Below are 21,159 nucleotides of genomic sequence, written 5' to 3' on the forward strand. Positions count from 1 at the left end.
ACGGCACCTCATTCCCGTCGCATCACCGCGACACCGACGACCTCGACATCGCCGAGCAGCGACCCGACCAGGGCGACGTCGGTGGGGTCCACATAGCGGACCGTCACCTCGACGGTCGTGGCCCGTCGCACCACGCCCACACGGACCCGCGCCTCGGTGAGTGATCCGCTGGCCAGCACCGCGGCACGGACGGCACCGTCGCCTTCCCCCACCGCTGCGACGCGCGCTCCCTCCCTCGCCGCATGCGTGACCGAGACGCGCGCGTGGGCCACCACCGCGACCTGACCGATTGCGAGGGCGAGCAGCACGACCACCGGCAGGAGGAACGCCACCTCGACGGTCGCCTGGCCGGGGCACGACCAGCCCGCCCCCGGCACCTCGCCGCGGGCGGGCCGACCATGGCGGTTCACGTGATCCGACCGGCCACGCTGTCGACCACCTTGTTGAGCAGTGTCGACAGCTTCCCCGTGCTGGTCGCCCAGGCGATCAGCAGCATCGCCACCGCTGCGGCACCGAGCACGACGAGCGCGTACTCGGCAGTGGCCTGTCCGCGATCGCCCCGTGCCCGATGTCGGGTGAACAACGCGCTCTCGAGCAACACCCACAGCGCCAATAGTGAACGGCCGAAGCCGAAGTGTGTGGTCATTCGTCTCTCCTCTGGAGTTGATGGGGGAAGCAGAAGGAAGCGCCGCGTCAGAATCCGAGATCGAGATCTCCCAATGCGGTGAGGACCAACGGCGCCACCGCGAGCAGCCCGAACGCGGGCAACACGCAGAGAACGAGGGGAAGAAGCATCGTGACCGGAAGGCGTCGGGCTCTCACCTCCGCGGCCGTTCGGCGCCGGTGACGGGCTTCGTCGCTGACGCGACCGAGGCTGGTCAGCACTGCGCCGCCGTCGGCATCGGCGGCGACGAGCAGACCGATCAGCGGACGCGCCACCGGATCGAGGTCGATCGCCGCAGCGTCGAGCGCGCTCGCGAACGTCTCGCCGGCATCGGCGCGGCGAAGAGCCTCGATGAACACCGATCGGTAGGGGTCGTCGGTCCAGGTGGCTGCGTGATGCACCGCGGCACGGACCGACAGCCCCGCGCCGATGCCGAGACCAACGAGATCGGCCGCCTCGGGAAGCGCCCGCAACGCCGCCTGGCGGTGGTCGACCCGGTCGCGTCGCCCCGTCGACCAACGACGCCACGACGGCCACGCCACCACCACCGCTGCGACGACCGGATGCACCAGCAGACCCACCGACGCCACGGCGGCGCCCCAGACGGGTCCACCCGCCACGGCCCACGATCGCTCCGGCAACCCGTGAGGTGTCTCGGTGAGCCGGCGAGCGGGCGTCCGCCAGGGCACCAGGGCGATCAGCCACGAGGCGCTGAGCAGCAAGCCCACGACGACCATCACGGATCGACCGCCGCGGTGAGACGACGCATCCAGAGCCACCCCACGACGTCGAGGACGACGCCGCCCACCACCGCGAGCCGGCCGACCCCGGTGGACGACACGAACGCGACCACGCGGGGATCGGCCATCGCCAGCACCCCCAGAAACGCGACCGGGGCAAGCGTCAACAGCATCGCCGAAGCTCGAGCCTGCGCGGTCAGGGCGGCGATCTCGCGCTGCAGATCGGCGCGTTCTCGAAGACTCGCAGCGGCCCGATCGAACGATGCCGCCAGTGCGCTCCCGGTCGCCGCCCCGGTGTTGACGACCGCCCGCACGAGATCCGCATCGCGGTCGGCGAGCGCCGTTGCCCACCGGTCGATCTCTTCGTGGACGGGCGAACCGTCGTGCACTCGACGGGCGGCCCGACGGAGTCCCGCTCCGGCCACCGTGGCGTCGTCGGCGACGGCCTGAAGGGAGGCAGGCAGGGTCTTGCCGCTCCGCAGCGCGCGCGACAGGCCGTGGAGCAACAACGCGAGCCGCGCGACCTGCCATCGTCGCTCGCGCTCCTCGGGATCGAACCAGCGCCTCATGGCACGTCCACCAGCGACTCGACCGCTCCGGGCCCGACGACGCGCGCGATGTCGGTGATCACCCGGCTGCCCTCTGCGCTCCGGGCGACCTGCACGACGACATCGATGGCTCGCGCGAGCTGTGTCTCGACGACCGTCGCCGGCACCCCGGCGTCGGCCGACAGCACCAACCCGAGGAGGCGGTGCAGTGCATCGAGCGGGGAGTTCGCGTGGATGGTGGACATGCCGCCGCGATGGCCGGTGTTGAGTGCCTGCAGCAGGTCGAACGCCTCGGGTCCGCGAACCTCGCCGAGCAGGAGTCGGTCGGGGCGAAGACGCAGCGCGACCCGAACCAGATCCCGCACGTCGACCCGGCCGGTGCCCTCGACCCCCGGTGGCCGACACTCGAGTCGGACGACGTTGGCCAGTGGCAGCGCCAACTCGGCCGCATCCTCGACCGTCACCACACGGGTGTCGGGCGGCAACTCGCCGGCCAGAGCGTTGAGCAGTGTGGTCTTTCCCGCACCCGTACCGCCGCTGACCAGGACCGTCGCGCCGGAGCGGACTCGCGATCGGAGGAGATCCACCAGGTCCGGGGCCCCGAACTCATCGAGCGTCGGGCGCCGGATCACGAACCGTCGGATCGTGACACACGGACCGTCGGGCGCGATCGGAGGGCCGACGATGTTGACCCGACTGCCATCGGCCAGCCGACCGTCGACCCATGGTCGCAGCGGGTCCATGCGTCGCCCGATCGGCGACAGGATGCGCTCGACGAGCAATCGCAGTTCGTCGGCATCGACGATCACGTCGGTTGCCCGGATCTCCCCGTCGCGCTCGATCCAGACCGGGCCCGGTCCGTTCACCATCACCTCGCTGATCCCGTCGTCGTGGAGCAGGTGATCGATGGAGCCGTATCCCCGCAGACGCGCCGCGATCTGGCGCGTGACCTCCTCCCTCGCGCTCGGCGAGAGCAGGGGGGCCTCGGCATCCAGGAGGCGGCGCGCGGTGTGGAGGTCGCCACCGTCCTCCACGAGTCGGCGATGGATCCGGGCGGCGAGCTCGACGTCGGTCATGCCCGTGCCCGCACCGTCGATTCGGGCACCAACAGGCGTCGGAGCGGACGAAGCGAGCGCGGTATGCGCGAGGCCAAAAGCCCCGCGTCGACCGCACGGCCGACAGCCGGGTCCCACGGCAGCACGATGTCGACCCCGCCCACCGCCGCCTCGATGTCGCGACGGGACAACGCGCGCCCGGGCTCCTCGATCAGCACGATTCGTGCAGTGTCGATCCCGGCAGTGTTGATCCCGGCAGTGTTGATCCCGGCAGCGTCGACCGCCCGGCGAACGCCGAGGTAGCAGGCCCGGATGACGACGACGCTCGCGGCACGAGCCGGCAGACCACAGCCGTTCTGACGGCCGCCATCGACCACCACGAGATCGGGGCCGGTCTCGAACAGCGCCATCGCCACCGCCATCCGTTCAGGCGACCACCGGCCGACGGAGGCCCGTCCGGTGCGAAGCAGACGGAGACGATCGCCGACGGCAACCTCCAGGGACCGCAACGCGTCGGGGCCGACATCGTCGGCCGCAGCGAACCAGTCGCCGATCCCCTCGCCACCATCGACGCCGAAGATGGCCGACTGATCGCCGGCCAGGTCGACCAGCAGTGTTTCTCGGCCCGCAGCCGCGGCCTGCACCGCCAGCGCGGCGGCGACCACCGACGTTCCCGAACCGCCCTTGGGCGACCAACACACCTGCAACATCACGACTCCCGACCGCTCACTCGGGGAAGTGGCTCGACGGGGAAGTCGCTACGGCGACCCTACGCCGACGCGCTGACACTCCCAACCCGCGTGCCGCGCCGGTCCGTAGGCTGGGCGGCATGGCGACGCCAGCACACGAGTCGGTCGAGGCGGCGTTCTTCGACCTCGACAAGACCGTCATCGCCAAGGCCGCGATGCTCGCGTTCGGTCCGCGTCTGCAACAAGAAGGCCTGCTGAATCGCTGGCTCGTCGTGCGGGCGCTCTGGGGCCAGATCGTCTTCCGTTATCTCGGCGCCGACGAAGGCCGGATGCAGAAGATGCGCGAGACCGCGTTGAAGATCGCGGTCGGCTGGGAGAAGGAGAAGATCTCCGCCCTCGTCGACAATGCACTCACCGAGGTGATCGACCCGCTCGTCTACGCCGAAGCCCTCGAGCTCATGGAGTCGCATCGAGACGCCGGTCGTCGGGTCTACCTCGTGTCGGCCTCACCCGAGGAGATCGTCATGCCGCTCGCCCGCCACCTCGGGGTCGACGATGCCATCGCCACCCGGGCCCGCATCGATGCCGACGGCCGCTACACGGGCGAGGTCGAGTTCTATTCGGCCGGCGTCCACAAGGTCGAGGCGATCGAACGGGAACGAGACCTCCACGGTCTCGATCTCGCCAACTCGTTCGCCTACTCCGACTCGATCACCGACCTGCCGATGCTCGAAACCGTCGGACATCCCGTCGCGGTCAATCCCGATCGTGCGCTGCTCAGGGAAGCCGAGGCGCGAGGCTGGGAGATCCGCACGTTCGAGAACCCCCGCCCGCTGCGAGAGGGATCGATCGCCGCGCCCAAGCCGGCCGTGCTCGGCGCGGGAGCGCTCGGTCTCGGCCTGGCAGCCGGCGCTGCGCTGCTGTGGCGCACCCGGAGGGCCGCGCCGAAACGGCGCTGGCCCTTCTGATTCCCGACTCGTAGCGCGTCAGACGTCCTTGACCTTCTTGAACAGCACGGCGAGGAGGGCGAGAAGGACGACCACCAGGATGATTCGGTTCTTCGACATGGGTGCAACGTAGCGACCCGATCGGGACATGTCGCCGCGCCCCCGATAGGTTGCCCGGCGGAGGTGTCCGAGCGCCTGGTGGGCTCCCCCGCCTTCAAAGCGGGTGGGATGGGTGATCCCTGTCCGGCGGGTTCGATTCCCGTCCACCTCCGCCAACTCCACCGATGACGGGATCCATCGATGACAAGCGTGTTCCTGATGACCGATGTGCGGGCTCGAACCCTGACGCGCTACGCCTCGGTGAGTACGAACACCTCGATCTCACGGCCGGTGACACGCTCGCGGTATTTCTCGTAGCCGCCGTAGATCGCACCGCCGGCGGCGAAGACCTGCTCGCACTCCTCGGCGGTCGCGGCGCGGGCGACGACGTCGATCTCGCGGTCGCGATACGCCGCGGCAGCCCGCGGATCGGCCCGCAGGTTGTGGACCCACGCAGGGGTGGACCTGCCGCCGAAGTTGGTGCCGAGCAGGGCGAGGTCGTCACCGATCGGCACTGCGATCAGCGGCGCCACCCGGGGTTGTCCCGAACGGCGGCCGGTCGTGGTGATGCGGATGACCGGCAGGCCGGCGAGCACCTGGGTGGCTGATGTGCGGTCACGGGTGAGGCGATGGACGAGCCCGTCGAGCGGCTGCACCGTCTTCGAGAACGACCAGGCTCCGGCCCGCGTGGATGCGATCTTCTGGACGAGTCGTCGGGGCGCGTTCGGCGGGTGGAACTCGTAGCCGAGCGCCGCCTGCACACCCACCGGGCTAGACGCAGCCTCTGCTAGACGCTGAGCAGGTCGCGGGCGCCGGTGTCGCTCGAAGGGTGGCGCAGCTTCGACATCGCCCGGGCTTCGATCTGGCGGATCCGCTCACGGGTGAGGTTGAAGTGTTCGCCGACCTCTTCGAGGGTGCGAGGCTCGCCGCGGTCGAGACCGAAACGCAGCTTCAGGATCTCGCGTTCGCGCTCGTCGAGCGGGGCCAGGAGGCGGGAGATCTCGTCGGGAAGCAGCGATGTCGCCGCGCTCTCGAACGGGGAATCGGCGGCCTTGTCCTCGACGACATCGCCGAGTTCGGCATCGCCGTCTTCACGCAGCGGCTCCGACAGGGAAAGGGGCTCGGCCGCGAAACGCAGGGCCTCGGTGACCTTCTCCTCGGGCATCTCGACCTCGATGGCGAGCTCGGAGAGCGTGGCCGGACGGCCGTACTTGAGCTCGAGGCGGGCCCGGGCCTTCTGCAGCCGGGCCAGGGTGTCGCCCGCGTGCACCGGGAGACGGATGGTGCGGCCGGTGTTGGCGATGCCACGGGTGATCGCCTGACGAATCCACCAGGTGGCATAGGTGGAGAACTTGAAGCCCTTGCGCCAGTCGAACTTCTCGACGGCGTGCATGAGGCCGAGGTTGCCCTCCTGGATGAGATCCAGCAGCGGCAGGCCCGAGGCCTGGTACTTCTTGGCGATCGAGACGACGAGACGGAGGTTGGACTGGACGAAGGTCCGCTCGGCGGCCTCGCCCTTCTGGATCGCCCGACGCAGCTCGCGCTTCTTCGCCGGGGAGAGTTCGCCCTCGGCGCTCTCCATCTCGATGCGGGCTTCGGTGCCGCCCTCGATCTCCTGAGCGAGACGGACCTCGTCCTCCTTCGTCAGAAGGGGGTACTGACCGATATCGGTGAGGTACAGCCGAACCAGGTCCTCTTCGTCCCGTTCGACACGTTCCTTCGCCACAGAGTTGCCCTCTCGTCGCTACCGGCTAGTTGATGCACGATACCCACCGAACGTGATTCCACCACCGGCGGATCCACGTAGTGTCCATGAGGACGGGGTAGAGAGCGTCGTTTCCACTGCGTCCCTGAGTGGTCGGCGCGTCCTCGCCTGATCATGAGGAAGTCTTGCCGGTCTGTCCAGACTTGAGTCGTCCGGCCCAACCCCGGGGCTGATCAGTCACCGATGCCGACGGGCAGCAATCCACCTGCGGCGACCAGCCGGGATTCGGCCTCGAGCACCCGGGCGTTTGCCTGCTCGACGGAATCGACATCGGTGAGCAGACGCCCGAGCAGCGCCTCACCATCGTCGCGGTCGCGGCGCAGATCGGCCAGCAGGAACGAGAGCACCCGAGCCAGCGATGCATCGCAGTGATGGCCGGACGCACGCTCGATCGACACGCAACGAGCGGCCATGCGCGGCAGGAGCACCCGATGGGCGACCGCAAGCCGTTCGACCGAGCCGGGAATGGCCCGGATCGCCTCGACCGCGGCATCGACCCCCTCCGAGTGCGGTCCACTCTTCGCGTCGTCCTCGAGCAGCGTGGAGTCGGGGAGCAATGCCTCGAGGTCGTCGGCATGCCACCCCAGGTGACGAGACGACGTCGCCATCGACATCGCGACGTCGGGTCGATCCGCCTCGGCCGCCCACCGGCCCAACACCTCGAACAGGCGCGACGCGGCCCAGTGGAGCTCACCCACGACCCGCGCGCTCTGCACCGTCGTCAAGCCCTGATGCACGCATCCCCCCGTAGTGGTGGCGCGGTCGCCACCCGACCACGGCTGCGAAATTAGCCGCGGTAGTGGTTGATGATGGGCATGCGTCGGTCGCGCCCGAACGCCTTCTTGGTGAGACGTGCACCAACCGGCGTCTGTCGACGCTTGAACTCGGCGATGTCGACGAGACGACAGACCCGTTGGACGACGGCAGGATCGGCGAGGTCCATGGCGACGATCTCGGCCACGTTCCGGTCGTCTTCGACATACGCGCGCAGGATGGGATCGAGGATCTCGTAGGGCGGCAACGACTGGTCATCGGTCTGCCCGGGGCGCAGCTCGGCCGACGGCGCCTTGGTGAGGACGCCTTCTGGGATGACGGTGGACCCCGTCTCGGCGATCGCCACCTCGTTGCGCCAACGGCCGAGCTCGTAGACGGTCGTCTTCCAGACGTCCTTGATCACCGCGTAGGCGCCGGCGGTGTCGCCGTAGAGCGTCGAATAGCCGACGGCGGCTTCGGACTTGTTGCCCGCGGTCAACACCAACCACCGGTGCTCGTTGGCCATCGCCATCCAGACGACGCCACGGATGCGGGCCTGCAGGTTCTGGTCGGTGAGGTCGCCCACCTCGATCGCGCCGTCGGCCAGGTGGGGCGACAACATGTCGGTGAGCGCCGCGTGGGCCGGCTCGATCGGGATGGTGGAGGTGGCGATCCCGAGGTTGGCGGCCAACGCCGACGCGTCGTCGAGGGAGTGATCGCTCGAGTAGCGCGACGGGAGCAGGATGCCGTGGACGTTGTCGGGACCGAGGGCATCGACGGCGATGGTCGCCGTCAACGAGGAATCGACCCCGCCCGAGATGCCCAGACAAACCTGCGAGAACCCCGACTTCCGGACATAGTCGCGGGTGGCGAGCACCAGCGCTTCCCATCGCTCGGCGAGCGGGTCGAGCCGCGGCACCATCGGGGGTGGGATCGGGGTGCGGGGAGCCGACGGCACGGGCGTGACGTGCACGACCCGGTACGCGTCCATGGTGGTGCGAACCGGCGGGAGTTCGATGTCGAACACATCGGTTCCCTCGGTGAAGGAGTTGCAACGAGCGACGACGGAGGCACCATCGCGATGCTCGGAGATGACGAACGAGCCGCCGTCGAAGACCAGCTCGTCCTGCGCGCCGACGAGGTTCGCGTAGACGACGGGCACACCCGACTCGAGCACGCGTTCGGTGATGACCTGCTCGCGGACCGCCTGCTTGCCTTCGCGAAACGGCGAACCGTTCACGTTGAGCACGAGACGCGCGCCGCCGCGAGCGAGCTGGGTCACCGGCCCGTCGGGGATCCACGAGTCTTCACACAGCGTGACACCCACGGGGACGCCGGCGATCTCGAACAGCCCCAACGCCTCGTCGCCCGGACGGAAGTGGCGGAGTTCGTCGAACACGTCGTAGTTCGGCAGATGGCGCTTGTGGTAGGTGCCGAAGACCCGACCCTCCGCGCAGACCGCGACCGCGTTCCAGACGCCGTTGAAATGGTCGACGCCGGCGACGTCCTGGATGGCCCGGCCGGGCTCGTCGTCGCCGTCGGCGAAACCGATCACCGCCGCACACCGGCCGGTCTGGGCGGCGAACTTCTCGAGCGCGGCTCGACAGTCGGCGACGAAACCCGGCTTGAGGACGAGGTCCTCGGGTGGATAGCCGGTGATGGTCATCTCCGGCATGACGGCGACGTCGGCACCGGCCTCCTCGGCCTCGGCCAGCGCGGCCAGCGCCAGTGCCACGTTGCCGTCGAGATCGCCGACCGTGGGGTTGATCTGGCAGATCGCGATCCGCAGGTGGGTGGGGGCGTCGTTCACCACCTGAATCTACCAACACGTCCACGCGTGTCTTGAGACGGGTTCCACGACGCCGCTGCGCGAGAATCCTCCCCATGCCAGAGCAACTCCCGTCCGACCTGCCCGACCCGCTGGAACGAGTCAACCGTCAGGTCGTGCTGCGACAACGACCTGACGGGATGCTGACCCACGACGATGTCGACGTGGTCATCGGTGAGATGCCCGAACTCGGCGACCGTCAGGTCCTGATCCGGATGGTCTACCTCCAGATGGATGCCGCGGTCCGTTCGTGGCTCGACGAGGGCGAGGGCTATCTGCCTGCCGTCCGGATCGGGGAGGCCGTCCGCAGCGGGGGCATGGGCCGGGTCATCGAGAGCAACCATCCCGACATCGAGGTCGGCTCGTGGTGCGGCGGCGGTCTGCCCGGTTGGGCGAGCTGGGTCGTCGCCGACGGCGACAGCCCGATCGTCAACGCGTTCCCGGCGGAGCACGACGCGCTCTTCCAGATCGCCGTCATCTCGTCGCCCGCCGCCACCGCCTACTTCGGCCTGACCGATCTCGGCGAGATCAAGGAAGGCGACTCCGTGCTGATCTCGGCCGCCGGCGGTTCGACCGGGTCGGTCGCGGTACAGGTGGCGCGCAACCTCGGCGCGACGGTCGTCGGCATCGCCGGTTCCGACGAGAAGTGCCGCTGGGTCGAGTCGCTCGGCGCCGAGGTGTGCCTCAACCGGCGCACCGAGGATCTCGCCGCCCGCCTCAAGGAGATCCGCCCGAGGGGTTTCGACATCTACTTCGACAACGTCGGCGGACCCATCCTCGACATCGCCTTGCGGCGCTTGGCGATCGGCGCCCGCGTGGTGATCATCGGAGCCATCTCGATGTACAACGAGAAGGGGCGTCCGCCCGGACCGTCCAACTATCTCAACCTCATCAACAAGCAGGCGAAGATGGCGGGGTTCCAGGGCCTCGCCTACGTCGATCGCTACCCCGAGGCGTGGGACCGGATGTGGGAGTGGGCCGCCGAGGGGAAGATGCGCTACGCGACCGACATGAAGTACGGGCTCGAGAGCTGTGTCGACCAGCTCAACTCGCTCTTCACCGGCACCAACACCGGCAAGGCCCTCGTCCAACTCTGCGCCGACCCCGGCCCCGGCCCCTACTGACCCCCCACCCAAAACGAAATCAAGGCGACTTCGCCCGCCATTCGCGGGTGAAGTCGCCTTGATTTGGTGTACTTGGGGGGGTCAGGCCAGGGCGCTGCAGATGGTGTTCGTCAACAGGGCGGCGACCACGTACGGGTCGGCGTTGGCGTTGGGGCGGCGATCCTCGATGTAGCCCTTGCCTTCCTTGGCGACCTGCCACGGAATGCGGATCGACGCACCGCGGTCGGACACGCCGTAGCTGAACTGGTCGTAGCGCTGGGTCTCGTGGGCGCCGGTGAGACGATCCTCGATGCCCGTGCCGTAGCCCTCGAGGTGACGGGCGGGGACACCCGGGGCACCCATGGCTTCACACGCCGCGATGATCGGGTCGTAGGACTCGCGCATCGCCTTGGTGCTGAAGTTCGTGTGCATGCCGGCACCGTTCCAGTCGCCCTTCATGGGCTTGGCCTCGATGCTGACCTCGACCTCGTACTTCTCGGCGAGACGGTAGAGGAGGTAGCGCGCGACCCACAGGTGGTCGCCGACCGTGACGGTGTCGACCGGACCGATCTGGAACTCCCACTGGCCGGGCATCACCTCGGCGTTGGTGCCGGAGATGGCGAGACCGGCATCGATGCAGGCCTGGGTGTGCTCCTCGATGAGCTCGCGACCGTGGATCTTCAGCGCACCCACACCGCAGTAGTAGGGGCCCTGCGGTGCCGGGAAGCCGTTGGGCGGGAAGCCCGCCGGCCAGCCGGTCTTCGGATTGATGAGGGTGTACTCCTGCTCGAGACCGAAGATCGGTTCCTGGTCGCCGTACTTCTCGTAGGCCTCCTGGGCGAGCGCCCGGGTGTTGGTCGGGTGCGGCGACATGTCGCCGGTCAGCAGCGTCTCGCACATGACGATGATGTTGTTGCCGCCACGAATCGGGTCGGGGCACTGGAACACCGGACTCAGCACGACGTCGGAGTTGTCGCCCGTCGCCTGGTTGGTGCTGGATCCGTCGTAACCCCAGATGCCGGGCGTATCACCGTCGGCGAGGATCTTGGTCTTGCCGCGAATCTCTCGTGTCGGCTCGGTGCCGTCGATCCACAGGTACTCAGCCTGGTAGGCCATTTGGGTCCCCTCTTGAGGATGTCGTTGGAAGTGGCTCATTCTCGCGAGCCGAACGTCAGGGTTCCAATGCGGCATTTCGCCTCCGTTGCTCAATTGTGAACGGCGTGTGAACGAACCCCCGCGACCAGCGACGTCGAGCTTTTGGAGTGCCACAGTCGACACGGCAAGCTGTAGTCGGCCCATCGTCGGGAGCGAGAGCATGGAACGCGAGCAGGAATACGTGCTGCGCACGGTCGAGGAGCGGGGTGTTCGCCTGATCCGTCTGTGGTTCACCGACGTCGTCGGCCATCTCAAGTCGGTCGCGATCACTCCCGCCGAACTCGACAACGCATTCTCCGAGGGCGTTCAGTTCGACGGCACGGCGATCGACGGATTCTCGCGGGTCCATGAATCGGATGTTTTGGCCCGCCCCGATGCGACGTCGTTCGAGCTGCTGCCCTGGGCGAAAGAGGACGAGCCCTCGGCGCGGATGTTCTGCGACATCCAGAACCTCGACGAGACGCCGTTCGTCGGTGATCCCCGCCAGGTGCTGCGCCGCAACCTCGCCGAGGCCCGCACCCACGGCTACTCGTTCTTCGCGGCCCCCGAGGTCGAGTTCTTCTACTTCGCCTCCGGCGACCCGAGCCTGGGCAAGCCTCAGCCGCTCGACCGTGCGTCCTACTTCGACCTGACGACGGCCGATGTCTCGAGCGACCTCCGCAAGCGCACCATCCACATGCTCGAAGGCATGGGGATCCCCGTCGAGTACTCGTTCCACGAGGACTCACCGAGCCAGCACGAGATCGACCTCCGCTACACCGAGGCGCTCGACGTCGCCGACAACGTCATGACCCTGCGTCTCGTCGTCAAGAAGATCGCGCTCGAGCGCGACTGCTACGCGACGTTCATGCCCAAACCGCTCAACGGCGTCCAGGGCTCGGGCATGCACACCCACCTCTCGTTGTTCAAGGACGGTCACAACGCCTTCCACGACGGCGACGACCCCTACGGCTGGTCAGGCACCGCTCGCCAGTTCACCGCCGGGATCCTGCGGCACGCCCGCGAGATCACGGCCGTCACCAACCAGCTGGTCAACAGCTACAAGCGCATCGCCGAGACCTCCGAGGCGCCGCCCTACGTCGCCTGGGCCCGCAACAACCGCTCGGCCCTCGTGCGGGTGCCGGTGCGCAAGAAGGGCAAGCCGGAATCGGCCCGCATCGAGTACCGCGCCCCCGATCCCGCCTGCAATCCCTACCTCACGTTCTCGCTGCTGTTGGCGGCCGGCATGAAGGGGATCTCGGAGGCCTACGAGCTGCCGCCCGAGATCAAGGTGAACCTGTTCGACCTGTCCGAGCACGAGCGACGCGAGCTCGGTGTCGAGCCGCTTCCCCGGTCGCTCGACGAAGCGCTCGACGTGATGGAGGGGTCCGAGTTGGTTCGTGCCACGCTCGGCGATCACATCTTCGAGTGGTTCCTGCGCAACAAGCGCAGCGAGTGGTCCGAGTACCAGTCGCAGGTCACGCCCTTCGAGCTGGAGCGCTACCTCCCGAGCACCTGATGGAACCACTTCTCGTCTATCCCGACCCGGTTCCCCCGGAACTCGCCCAGGCCCTCGACATCGGCGGCTGGGCCTGGAAGGCGGCGTCCGACATCGATGCCGCCCGACGCGACGAGCCGAACGACGGGTGGGTCGGCGCGATCGTCATGGCCACCGTCGTGTCCGATCTCGAGACCGCGACCCGCTTCTGCCGGGCGATCCGCAACGGCGACGTCAACGTCGAGTCGGTGCTGCTCCTCGTCAACGGTGGGCAGCTGATGGAGCTCGATCCCCGTGAGGACCTCTTCGACGACTTCTGCGTCCACCCGTTCCACCCCGTCGAGTTCGAGACCCGGCTCAAGCACGTGTTCCGACGCTCGGGCGGCAACGACGACATCGACCTGATCGAGTACGGGCCGCTGGCCATGAACCTCGAGACCTACCAGGCCGTCATCGAGGGCAAGCCGCTCGATCTGACCTACATGGAGTACGAGCTGCTGAAGTTCCTCGCCGCCCATCCGGGCAAGGTCTTCACCCGCGAGACGCTGCTCAACCGGGTGTGGGGCTACGACTACTACGGCGGCGCCCGCACCGTCGACGTCCATGTCCGGCGCCTACGCGCGAAGCTCGGCGAGGAACACGCCAACCTCATCCAGACGATCCGCTCCGTCGGCTACTCCTTCGGTCGTTCCCGCTGGATGTGATGCGCCGCCGAGTCGCCGCTCACGGCGACAGGATGGAGCACAACGAATCGACGAGGTCGCGATAGTCGCGATCGGCGCGGTCGTCGTCGCCCGTCGCGTGCTCGACGACGACGAAACCGTGGATGGCACGACGAACGTTGCGCGCGGCGCGCCCCGCGCCCGGACCCGACAGGCCACGAGCCTCACTCAGCAACACGAACACCGCGTCGAGTTCGGCATTGGCTGCATCCATCGCGTCGTCGACCTCGACACTGCGCATCGTCGCCGTCATGCGGCCCGGGTGGCGGCGCGCGTATGCCCGGTACGCGTCGGCGACCGACCGGACCGCGTCATCTCCGGCGCGGCCGATCGCGGCATCGCGCACTTCCACCGTGAGGCGACGCGTCGCCTCGACCCCTGCGGCGTGGTGGAGGCCGGCGAGACCCGCGACATGGGTGTAGAGAGCCGACGGCCCCACACCGAGGTGGGTTGCCACTCGCGACAGCGTGAGGCCCTCGAATCCCTCGGCGTCGAGGATCGTCATCGCCGCCGCCATCAGGGACGGGTGGTCGATCGGTTCACGCCGGGCCATCAGGCGAGGCTAGCAGTTTGTCCGAAAGTTCGTATACTTCAGGAATACTGAAAGTGTTTCAGCCGTTGCACCCGGCACAGACAACGAGAGGAGACTTCGGATGCTTTTCAACAACGACCCCTTCCGCGACTTCGACACGGTGTTTCGCCGGGTCGGCACCACGGGCGCCACGCACCCGATGCCGATGGACGCGTACCGGCGCGGTGACGACGTGTGGGTGCATGTCGACCTCCCCGGTGTCGCCGCCGACAGCCTCGACATCAACGTCGAGCGCAACGTCCTGACCATCAGCGCGGAACGCGACTGGGTACCGACGGAGGCCGACCGCCTCTACATGAGCGAGCGGGCCCGAGGGAAGTTCCACCGCCAGGTCCATCTCGGCGAGGGCCTCGCAGCCGAGCACATCGAGGCCGATCTCTCCGACGGCGTGCTCACGCTGCGAATCCCGGTGGCCGAGCGGGCCAAGCCCCGCAAGATCACGATCAACACCAGCGGTGCCCCGGCGATCGAGGCGGAGTCCGCTCCCGCCTGATCCCGCCGCAGCCGGGGAGGGCCGGCCGCAGGACAGCGCAGGCCCGTGTCCGGTACGACCGAGTGACCGGGCATGGGCACTGCGCTCCTGAGCCACGAATCTCCCCCTGCCGCAGCATTTCTAGGCACGAAATGTCCGGACATTTACCGGATGCCTCTATCGTGGCTCCATGAATCTGCCCCCGGCCGGACATGGACCCGCCCATCACCATCGCCCCGACACCACCATCGAGCGGATCTCGATGGCCCTCGTCGACCGGTCGATGCGCCACCCACGGCGCGTGCTCGCCATCGCCGCGATCGCGACGCTCGTGCTCGGCGGGCTCTTCGTACGCATCCGGATCGACACCGACCCGGAGAACATGCTCTCCTCGGATGCACCGGTGCGGGTCCGCAATGCCGACCTGCGGGAGCAGTTCCAGACCGGCGAGATGCTGGTCGTCGGCGTGTTCGCCGACGAGTCGGTGGTCGCCCCCGACACGCTCGCCGCCGCGTTCGCGCTCCACGACGCGATCGCCACCACCGACGGTGTCGCCCCCGACACGATGATCAGCGTCCGCACCGCCCAGCCCGTCGGCGCCGCGCCGGCCGGCACGGCCGATGCCGATGCCCTGGCCGCGCGGATCGCCGGCGACCCGCTGCTCGGCGGCAACGTCCTGTCCGATGACGGCGACACGCTCGCGTTCTTCATCCCTCTGGTGTCGAAGTCCGATGCGCAACCGGTCAGCGATGCGGTCGACGAACTGCTCGACGCCGCACCGGCCCTCGCGGGATTCGAGCGCCACATCGCCGGACTCCCGCTCGCCCAGGAGGCCTTCGGCGACCAGATGTTCGTGCAGATGGCGCTGTTCGCCCCACTGGCCGGGTTGGCGATCTTCCTGCTGATGCTCGTGTTCTTCCGACGACTCGTCCTCGTCGGGCCGGCCATGCTGCTCGCCCTGCTCTCGGTCGTGTGGGCCATGGGACTGCTGATCGGCACCGGCAACAGCCTGCACATCATGAGCTCGATGATCCCGATCTTCCTGATGCCGGTCGCGATCCTCGACGCCATCCACGTGATCAGCGAGTTCTTCGATCGCTACGGCCGAGTCCGCGAGCGCCGCGAAGCGCTGCGGATCGTGTTCGACGAGCTCGCCGGGCCGATCGCGTTCACGACCATCACCACGGTCGTCGGGTTCGGCGCCCTGGCGCTGACCCCGATCCCGCCGGTGCGGGTGTTCGGCATCTTCATCGCCGTCGGGGTGGTCTTCGCGTGGCTCGCGACCCTCACCGTGCTGCCGGCCGTTCTCATGCTGGTGAAGGAGTCCTCGATCGAGCGGGCGGTCGGCAATCGGGCTCCCGGCGACGGCCGATTCGCCGCCGTGGTCCGCCGGCTTCCGCTCGGAGCGCTGCGCCACCGCGGACTCGTGCTCGCCGGCATCGCCGCCATCGCTGCGGTGTCCGTGCCCCTCATCCTACAGATCGAGGTCAACGACAATCCGGTCAACTGGTTCCGTTCGGGCCACGAGGTCCGGGTCGCGAGCGAGCGGCTCAACGACGAGCTGCCCGGCACCTTCGCCGCGAACCTCGTCCTGACCGCCGACGACCCCGCCGAGCTGACGTCACCGGAAACGCTCGCAACGGTTGCCGCGCTCCAATCGGAATGGGCCGGCGGCGACATCGTCGGCACGTCGGCGTCCTACGCGAACCTGCTCGGCGACGCGACCGGTGAGTCGGCCGATGCCGTGCTCGCCGCCGGCCGCGCCGAGTCCGCGCTGGTCGCCACCCTCATCACCGACGACGGGATGCACGCGAACATCCGCCTGCAGCTTCGCGACGGCGACAACCAGGCGATGCGATCGGTCGTCGACGCCACCGCCGAACAACTCGCCGTCCAACCGTTCCCCGCCGGGGTCACGGCCGAGTGGGCGGGCGAGACCTATCTCAACCTCGTGTGGCAGGACGAGATGGTGTCCGGAATGCTCGTCGGCTTCCTGGTGACCCTCGCGATCGTCACCGGCCTGCTGGTCCTGCTCTTCCGGTCGATCACCTGGGCACTCATCGGGATCGCACCGGTGCTGTGGACGATCCTCGCCGTCTACGGCGCCATCGGGTTGGTCGGGAAGTCCTACGACATGCCCATCGCGGTGCTGTCCACCCTCGTGCTCGGCATCGGCGTCGACTTCGCGATCCATTTCGTCGAACGGTTCCGCGAACTCCAGGCCGACCTGGGTGACGCCCGGCTCGCGATCGAGGCATTCGCGGAGGAACCGGCCCGCGCGCTGAGTCGCAACGCCGCCGTCATCGCCGTGGGGTTCACACCGCTGTTGCTGTCGTCGCTGACTCCCTACGTGATCGTCGGGTTCTTCCTCGCGTCGATCATCGGCCTCAGCTGGCTCGCGACCGTGGTCGCACTGCCGGCCCTGGTGGGCCGCAGAACTCAGCCCTTGTAGGGGTTGGCGTCGGAGAGCGCGAGGTACTCGTTGGGATTGCCCTCGTCGTCGACATTGTCGAGGTCGCGGTCACGGCCGACCAGGCCACCCAGCGCTCCGGCGAGGCCGACCATGCTCATCAGGATGCCGACGGGCATCACGATGACGAGTACGACAACGAAAATGATCGCTCCGACGTCCATGACCGGCAGTCTGCCAGACCGGCCCGCCCGCGGGCTACATCGGCACTCGGGGATCAGACGGTCGCGATCGCTTCGATCTCGATCCTCGCGCCGAGGGGCAGAGCGGCGACCGCCACGGCGGAGCGGGCCGGCCGATGGTCGCCGAACTCCTCGACATAGATCTCGTTCATCTTCGCGTAGTCGCCCATGTCGGCCATGAAGACGGTCGTCTTGACGACATCGGCGAGCGACGCGCCGGCCGAGGACAGCACGGATCGCAGGTTGACGAACACCTGGCGCAGTTCCGCCTCGAGGCCGCCCTCGACGAGGCCATCGGCCGTGATGCCGATCTGGCCGGCGGTGAACAGGAGATCGCCTCCACGGACGATCGGCGTGTAGGGACCAACAGGAGTGCTCATGGTCGTCACCCTACGCTCGACGGATGGGCATCCCGGTCGAGGAGCGCCACCCCGACCGGCCACACACCGGCGAAGGCGGCCGCCCGCCACGCCGCAGCAGCGACAGCGGCGAACACGGCATCGCTGACCGCGACCGGCTCGCCCGGAGTCTCCTCCACGACGATGTCGATCCGGGGCGTGTCGATCGCCCGCAGGATGCCGAAACTGCGGATCGTGAGATCGTGGATCTCGCCGTGTTGGTCGACACCGAGCGACTCGCTCGTCACCCACGACAGACCCATGTGGGCGGCACCGGTGCAATAGGACCGCAGGACGGTCTCGTCGAGCGGATCGCCGGCCCGCACCCGCACGTCGATCGCACCGTCGTCGACGATCGTCGCCAGCGCCGCTCCCCCACCGGGCGCGGTGATCCAGCTCGGCGCGGGGTCGAGCGACGCTCGCACCACGAGTGCCTCGACCCAGCCCGCACCGCGGATGGCCGCGCTCGTCGGCGGACCGGCCACGTCGACCTCCTCGACGACCAACCCGGGGGCCACGGAACGGATCGCCTCGGCGATCCCGGTGGTGCGGGCCACCCGGATGATCCCGGTGCCGTCGGCCCGGATGCCCGCCGCGATCGGCGGTCGCTTGGGGCCTCGCCGCACGGCGTCCTCACGCGAGTAAAGGACCCGCACCGGGCGCCCGTGTTCGTTGGCGAGACGCCGAGCAACGGCGCCCACCTCGCTCGTCTCCTTCGCCCCGAAGGCACCGCCGTTCGCCAGCGGCGACGTCGGCTCACCCCCGGGAGCGCACCACGAGGCGTCGGTCTCGAGGTAGCCGGGCTCGACCCACGACGTCCGCAGGGTGCGGACCCAGTCGCCGGCCGGCAGCTCTATCGGCGGTTCGAAGTCGGCCGTGGTCCGACGGCCCTGCACCTTGCCGGCGAGCCGCAGCGCCTCGGCCCGGGTCTCGGCGACCACCCATCCATCGCCGTCGGGCACGGCGACCAACGCATCGGCGGGCGCGGTGTCGTCGGCGAACCCGCCGCGGCCCAGGGCCACGTCGGGGCCGATCGCCTGGGCGACGCCGCCCTCGAGTGCCGCCCGCGCCACCGCTCCGGGGCCGCCTGCGGGGGCCGGCGCGCCGAAGGCCACCCAGGCATCGACGACCGGCTGCCAACCCGTGCATCGACAGAGGTGCGCCTGCAGCGCCTTGCCCGCCGCGTCGCGGTCGTCGTGGTCGGTCGCCTTGGCCCGCAGCCCCTCGAACCGGCAGATGATGCCGGGGGTGCAGAACCCGCACTGACTTCCGCCCGTCGCGGCGAACGCGTCGCCCCAGGCCGAGCGGACGTCGTCGGCCAGGCCGTCGACCGTGGTGATCTCGCGGTCTCGCACCCGGCGAACGGGTGTCACGCACGACACCCTCGGCTGGCCGTCGACCAGGACCGTGCAGCAGCCACACTGTCCCTGGGGGCTGCATCCGTCCTTCACCGATGTCACTCCGGCGACGTCACGCAGCACGTCGAGCAGCGTCGCGGTGTCGTCGACGACCTCCACGGTCGCCCCGTCGACGCTGAGCTTCATGGCTTCCGACATCGGGCGAACGCTAGCGGGACGCCGAGAGGAGGTTGCCCGCGTGCGCCGGTTAGCGTCATCGGCATGGGTGTGCTCGACCGTCGAACGTTCATCATCGGCGCCGCCGGGGCGGCCGGTCTCGCCGGCGCAGGAAGCCTCCTCGCCGCCTGTGGCGACGACACGGCGGCAACCTCCACGACCACCACGACGGCGGAGCCGCTCGCCACTCCCCTGCTCGTTCCGTCCTTCGCCGATGGCCTCGCGTCCCCGTCGCCGTTCGTGCATTCGGTCGAACACCGAGTGGCCTACGTGCTCAACGACGGCAACGGCATCATGCGCCGCAACGCACCCGACGAGATCCGGCTCGAGGTCGTCGACGACGCCGGCACCACGATCGCCGGTGGCGTCAGCGTCCGCCGCGATCTCGGCGTGCCCACCCCCTACTACTCGATCTTCTTCACACCCCCGGCCGCGGGGGTCTACCGCACGGTTCTCACGAACGACGCGGGCACGAGCGAACACGAGTTCCTGGTGCTCGAACCCGGCGAGACGGCGATCCCGCAACCCGGCGACCTGCTCCCACCCATCCCCACGGCCACGAGCGCCGACCCGGCCGGCGTCGATCCGATCTGCACCCGGGTCGACCCCTGTCCGTTCCACGACACCGACCTGGTCGACGCGCTCGCAGCCGGCGACCGGCCGACGATCCTCAGCATCGCGACGCCGGGCTTTTGCCAGACCGCGATCTGTGGGCCGGTGATCGATCTCCTGATCGATGCCACCGCGGAACGCGACGACCTCCGGGTGATCCATGCCGAGGTCTATGTCGACCCCTTCAACGACGAGGGCCTGGCCAGCGGGACGGGTGGCAGCCTGACCGACATCGTCAACGCCTACGAACTCCCCTACGAGCCGGTGCTCTTCGTGGTCGGGACCGACGGCGTCATCCTTCGCCGGCTCGACGCCGTCTACGACGGCTCCGAGCTCGCCGAGGCGCTCGCACTGGTCTAGGACAGCAGGGCCCGTCGCAACGCGTCCATGCCGTCGCGGGCGTGGCGCTTCGACACCTGGGCCGTCGTCACCAGACCCGACCCGTGGAACGTGCCCGGATAGGCGTGGAGCTCGGTCGACACGCCGGCTTCGAGCAGACGCATCGCGTAGATGATCCCCTCGTCTCGGAGCGGATCGAACTCCATGACGGCAACGAACGCGGGCGGGAGACCGGACAGGTCCTCGCACCGAGCGGGCGCCGCGTAGTACGACACGTCGTCGGAACCCGGGGCGTCGTCGGAGCCGAGATACCAGCTCCAGCTACGAATCGCGTTGGGCCGGTTCCACAGGGGGGTGTCGACGAACTGATGCATCGACGGGGTGTCGAGACGGTCGTCGAGCTCGGGGATGTCGAGGAGCTGGAAGCAGAGATCGGGGCCGCCACGATCTCGGGCCAGCAGTGCCGTCGCTGCGGCGAGCCCGCCGCCCGCGCTCTGCCCCGCGATGGCGATACGGGACGGGTCGACGCCCAACTCGGCCGCGTTGTCGGCGAACCAGGCGAGTGCGGCGTAGCAGTCCTCGACGCCGGCCGGGTACGGGTCCTCCGGCGCGAGTCGGTAGTCGACGCTCACGACGACGGCGGGAAACCCCGCCGCCACGGCGTCGCAGAACGCGTCCATCATCGCGAGGTCGCCGATGATGAAACCGCCGCCGTGGATCTCGAACACGCCCGGCATCGCCCCTTCGGGCGGCGCGGCGGGTCGGTAGATGCGGATCGCGACATCGGGATCACCGGCGCGGCCCGGAACCAGCCGATCCTCACGAACGACGTCGGCGCGCGGCTCGACCGGGGGTGCCCAGGAGGATTGGGCGGCGCGAGCCGCCGGCATCGACTCGGGCGGGCCCCACTCGACGCTTGCGGGAAGCAGGCCGATCACCTCGGCGAGCTCGGGGTCGTAGTTGCGCTCCGTCATG

General features: G+C 68.9%; 23 protein-coding genes and 1 tRNA gene. 8 read left to right on the forward strand and 16 right to left on the reverse strand.

Annotated features, from left to right (window positions below; translation table 11 throughout):
- Positions 1-8: 8 nt before the first annotated feature.
- The 6 genes from R2707_15535 to R2707_15560 are packed head-to-tail and all read right to left on the reverse strand — an operon-like array spanning position 9 to position 3,717.
- The gene (locus tag R2707_15535; protein ID MEZ5246511.1) at positions 9-410 is read right to left on the reverse strand and encodes a TadE/TadG family type IV pilus assembly protein; all 402 of its coding nucleotides are present in this window, start codon (positions 408-410) and stop codon (positions 9-11) included.
- Positions 407-646: a DUF4244 domain-containing protein gene (locus tag R2707_15540; protein ID MEZ5246512.1), complete on the reverse strand. Its 240-nt coding sequence runs from the start codon at positions 644-646 to the stop codon at positions 407-409. Before R2707_15540 ends, R2707_15535 begins: the two co-directional genes overlap by 4 nt.
- A gap of 47 nt (positions 647-693) precedes the next feature.
- Entirely contained in the window at positions 694-1,392 is a 699-nt protein-coding gene (locus R2707_15545; protein MEZ5246513.1) for a type II secretion system F family protein, read from the reverse strand.
- An 8-nt stretch (positions 1,393-1,400) separates the two neighbouring features.
- Positions 1,401-1,973 carry a type II secretion system F family protein gene (locus R2707_15550; protein MEZ5246514.1) on the reverse strand — a complete coding sequence of 191 codons (573 nt, stop codon included), beginning with the start codon at positions 1,971-1,973 and terminating at the stop codon, positions 1,401-1,403.
- Entirely contained in the window at positions 1,970-3,028 is a 1,059-nt protein-coding gene (locus R2707_15555; protein ID MEZ5246515.1) for an ATPase, T2SS/T4P/T4SS family, read from the reverse strand. Before R2707_15555 ends, R2707_15550 begins: the two co-directional genes overlap by 4 nt.
- Positions 3,025-3,717, reverse strand: coding sequence for a hypothetical protein (locus tag R2707_15560; GenBank protein ID MEZ5246516.1), 693 nt, complete (start codon positions 3,715-3,717; stop codon positions 3,025-3,027). Before R2707_15560 ends, R2707_15555 begins: the two co-directional genes overlap by 4 nt.
- Positions 3,718-3,836: 119 nt before the next feature.
- Here R2707_15560 and R2707_15565 point away from each other — a divergent pair, with 119 nt between their 5' ends.
- Together R2707_15565 and R2707_15570 are read left to right on the forward strand one after the other, a co-directional pair.
- Complete coding sequence (locus tag R2707_15565; GenBank protein ID MEZ5246517.1) at positions 3,837-4,664, forward strand: HAD-IB family hydrolase; 828 nt, start codon at positions 3,837-3,839, stop codon at positions 4,662-4,664.
- Positions 4,665-4,822: 158 nt separating this feature from the next.
- Positions 4,823-4,918, forward strand: a tRNA-Sec gene (locus R2707_15570).
- A 75-nt stretch (positions 4,919-4,993) separates the two neighbouring features.
- Here R2707_15570 and R2707_15575 read toward each other — a convergent pair.
- The 4 genes from R2707_15575 to R2707_15590 all read right to left on the reverse strand — a co-directional run bounded on the left by R2707_15575 (position 4,994) and on the right by R2707_15590 (position 9,070).
- Positions 4,994-5,503, reverse strand: a complete 510-nt coding sequence (locus R2707_15575) for a nitroreductase family deazaflavin-dependent oxidoreductase (protein ID MEZ5246518.1) — start codon at positions 5,501-5,503, stop codon at positions 4,994-4,996.
- Between the two features lie 26 nt (positions 5,504-5,529).
- Positions 5,530-6,468 carry a sigma-70 family RNA polymerase sigma factor gene (locus tag R2707_15580; protein MEZ5246519.1) on the reverse strand — a complete coding sequence of 313 codons (939 nt, stop codon included), beginning with the start codon at positions 6,466-6,468 and terminating at the stop codon, positions 5,530-5,532.
- A 212-nt stretch (positions 6,469-6,680) separates the two neighbouring features.
- A complete protein-coding gene (locus R2707_15585; GenBank protein MEZ5246520.1) occupies positions 6,681-7,244 on the reverse strand; it encodes a hypothetical protein in 564 nt (187 codons plus the stop codon).
- Between the two features lie 50 nt (positions 7,245-7,294).
- Positions 7,295-9,070, reverse strand: a complete 1,776-nt coding sequence (locus tag R2707_15590; protein MEZ5246521.1) for an NAD+ synthase — start codon at positions 9,068-9,070, stop codon at positions 7,295-7,297.
- A 74-nt stretch (positions 9,071-9,144) separates the two neighbouring features.
- On the opposite strand from R2707_15590, the gene R2707_15595 reads away from it, so the two are divergent.
- Positions 9,145-10,212 carry an NADP-dependent oxidoreductase gene (locus R2707_15595; protein MEZ5246522.1) on the forward strand — a complete coding sequence of 356 codons (1,068 nt, stop codon included), beginning with the start codon at positions 9,145-9,147 and terminating at the stop codon, positions 10,210-10,212.
- Between the two features lie 81 nt (positions 10,213-10,293).
- On the opposite strand, the gene glnII is transcribed toward R2707_15595, so the two are convergent.
- Positions 10,294-11,307 (reverse strand): glutamine synthetase GlnII, encoded by a 1,014-nt coding sequence (glnII, locus tag R2707_15600; GenBank protein ID MEZ5246523.1) that lies wholly within the window; start codon positions 11,305-11,307, stop codon positions 10,294-10,296.
- A 199-nt stretch (positions 11,308-11,506) separates the two neighbouring features.
- Here glnII and R2707_15605 point away from each other — a divergent pair, with 199 nt between their 5' ends.
- Positions 11,507-12,844: a glutamine synthetase family protein gene (locus R2707_15605; GenBank protein ID MEZ5246524.1), complete on the forward strand. Its 1,338-nt coding sequence runs from the start codon at positions 11,507-11,509 to the stop codon at positions 12,842-12,844.
- Positions 12,844-13,527, forward strand: coding sequence for a response regulator transcription factor (locus R2707_15610; GenBank protein MEZ5246525.1), 684 nt, complete (start codon positions 12,844-12,846; stop codon positions 13,525-13,527). The genes R2707_15605 and R2707_15610 overlap by 1 nt, the downstream gene beginning before the upstream one ends.
- 19 nt (positions 13,528-13,546) lie before the next feature.
- Here R2707_15610 and R2707_15615 read toward each other — a convergent pair whose 3' ends face one another.
- Positions 13,547-14,098, reverse strand: coding sequence for a TetR/AcrR family transcriptional regulator (locus tag R2707_15615; protein MEZ5246526.1), 552 nt, complete (start codon positions 14,096-14,098; stop codon positions 13,547-13,549).
- Between the two features lie 100 nt (positions 14,099-14,198).
- Here R2707_15615 and R2707_15620 point away from each other — a divergent pair, with 100 nt between their 5' ends.
- Entirely contained in the window at positions 14,199-14,630 is a 432-nt protein-coding gene (locus R2707_15620) for an Hsp20/alpha crystallin family protein (protein ID MEZ5246527.1), read from the forward strand.
- A 169-nt stretch (positions 14,631-14,799) separates the two neighbouring features.
- Positions 14,800-17,061 carry an MMPL family transporter gene (locus tag R2707_15625; protein ID MEZ5246528.1) on the forward strand — a complete coding sequence of 754 codons (2,262 nt, stop codon included), beginning with the start codon at positions 14,800-14,802 and terminating at the stop codon, positions 17,059-17,061.
- Here R2707_15625 and R2707_15630 read toward each other — a convergent pair.
- From R2707_15630 to R2707_15640, 3 genes are read right to left on the reverse strand one after another with little or no spacing between them, the layout of a single operon-like run.
- Positions 17,049-17,243 carry a hypothetical protein gene (locus R2707_15630; protein MEZ5246529.1) on the reverse strand — a complete coding sequence of 65 codons (195 nt, stop codon included), beginning with the start codon at positions 17,241-17,243 and terminating at the stop codon, positions 17,049-17,051. The genes R2707_15625 and R2707_15630 overlap by 13 nt on opposite strands.
- 53 nt (positions 17,244-17,296) lie before the next feature.
- Entirely contained in the window at positions 17,297-17,641 is a 345-nt protein-coding gene (locus tag R2707_15635) for a Rid family detoxifying hydrolase (protein ID MEZ5246530.1), read from the reverse strand.
- A gap of 5 nt (positions 17,642-17,646) precedes the next feature.
- Positions 17,647-19,215 carry a 2Fe-2S iron-sulfur cluster-binding protein gene (locus R2707_15640; GenBank protein MEZ5246531.1) on the reverse strand — a complete coding sequence of 523 codons (1,569 nt, stop codon included), beginning with the start codon at positions 19,213-19,215 and terminating at the stop codon, positions 17,647-17,649.
- Positions 19,216-19,278: 63 nt separating this feature from the next.
- On the opposite strand from R2707_15640, the gene R2707_15645 reads away from it, so the two are divergent.
- On the forward strand, positions 19,279-20,205 hold the full coding sequence (locus tag R2707_15645) for a hypothetical protein (protein MEZ5246532.1): 927 nt from the start codon (positions 19,279-19,281) through the stop codon (positions 20,203-20,205).
- On the opposite strand, the gene R2707_15650 is transcribed toward R2707_15645, so the two are convergent.
- Positions 20,202-21,158, reverse strand: coding sequence for an alpha/beta hydrolase (locus R2707_15650; GenBank protein MEZ5246533.1), 957 nt, complete (start codon positions 21,156-21,158; stop codon positions 20,202-20,204). The genes R2707_15645 and R2707_15650 overlap by 4 nt on opposite strands.
- Position 21,159: the final 1 nt, after the last annotated feature.

Source organism: Acidimicrobiales bacterium (genome assembly GCA_041394245.1).
Lineage (GTDB): Bacteria > Actinomycetota > Acidimicrobiia > Acidimicrobiales > Aldehydirespiratoraceae > JAJRXC01.

Excerpts from the sequence above, each read along its gene's own strand:
- R2707_15640 (MEZ5246531.1), bottom strand. The coding sequence starts at position 19,215 with ATGTCGGAAGCCATGAAGCTCAGCGTCGACGGGGCGACCGTGGAGGTC.
- R2707_15650 (MEZ5246533.1), bottom strand. The coding sequence starts at position 21,158 with ATGACGGAGCGCAACTACGACCCCGAGCTCGCCGAGGTGATCGGCCTG.
- R2707_15605 (MEZ5246524.1), top strand. The coding sequence starts at position 11,507 with ATGGAACGCGAGCAGGAATACGTGCTGCGCACGGTCGAGGAGCGGGGT.
- glnII (MEZ5246523.1), bottom strand. The coding sequence starts at position 11,307 with ATGGCCTACCAGGCTGAGTACCTGTGGATCGACGGCACCGAGCCGACA.
- R2707_15615 (MEZ5246526.1), bottom strand. The coding sequence starts at position 14,098 with ATGGCCCGGCGTGAACCGATCGACCACCCGTCCCTGATGGCGGCGGCG.
- R2707_15620 (MEZ5246527.1), top strand. The coding sequence starts at position 14,199 with ATGCTTTTCAACAACGACCCCTTCCGCGACTTCGACACGGTGTTTCGC.
- R2707_15550 (MEZ5246514.1), bottom strand. The coding sequence starts at position 1,973 with ATGAGGCGCTGGTTCGATCCCGAGGAGCGCGAGCGACGATGGCAGGTC.
- R2707_15595 (MEZ5246522.1), top strand. The coding sequence starts at position 9,145 with ATGCCAGAGCAACTCCCGTCCGACCTGCCCGACCCGCTGGAACGAGTC.
- R2707_15565 (MEZ5246517.1), top strand. The coding sequence starts at position 3,837 with ATGGCGACGCCAGCACACGAGTCGGTCGAGGCGGCGTTCTTCGACCTC.
- R2707_15635 (MEZ5246530.1), bottom strand. The coding sequence starts at position 17,641 with ATGAGCACTCCTGTTGGTCCCTACACGCCGATCGTCCGTGGAGGCGAT.
- R2707_15555 (MEZ5246515.1), bottom strand. The coding sequence starts at position 3,028 with ATGACCGACGTCGAGCTCGCCGCCCGGATCCATCGCCGACTCGTGGAG.
- R2707_15625 (MEZ5246528.1), top strand. The coding sequence starts at position 14,800 with ATGAATCTGCCCCCGGCCGGACATGGACCCGCCCATCACCATCGCCCC.
- R2707_15560 (MEZ5246516.1), bottom strand. The coding sequence starts at position 3,717 with ATGTTGCAGGTGTGTTGGTCGCCCAAGGGCGGTTCGGGAACGTCGGTG.
- R2707_15540 (MEZ5246512.1), bottom strand. The coding sequence starts at position 646 with ATGACCACACACTTCGGCTTCGGCCGTTCACTATTGGCGCTGTGGGTG.
- R2707_15630 (MEZ5246529.1), bottom strand. The coding sequence starts at position 17,243 with ATGGACGTCGGAGCGATCATTTTCGTTGTCGTACTCGTCATCGTGATG.
- R2707_15610 (MEZ5246525.1), top strand. The coding sequence starts at position 12,844 with ATGGAACCACTTCTCGTCTATCCCGACCCGGTTCCCCCGGAACTCGCC.
- R2707_15645 (MEZ5246532.1), top strand. The coding sequence starts at position 19,279 with ATGGGTGTGCTCGACCGTCGAACGTTCATCATCGGCGCCGCCGGGGCG.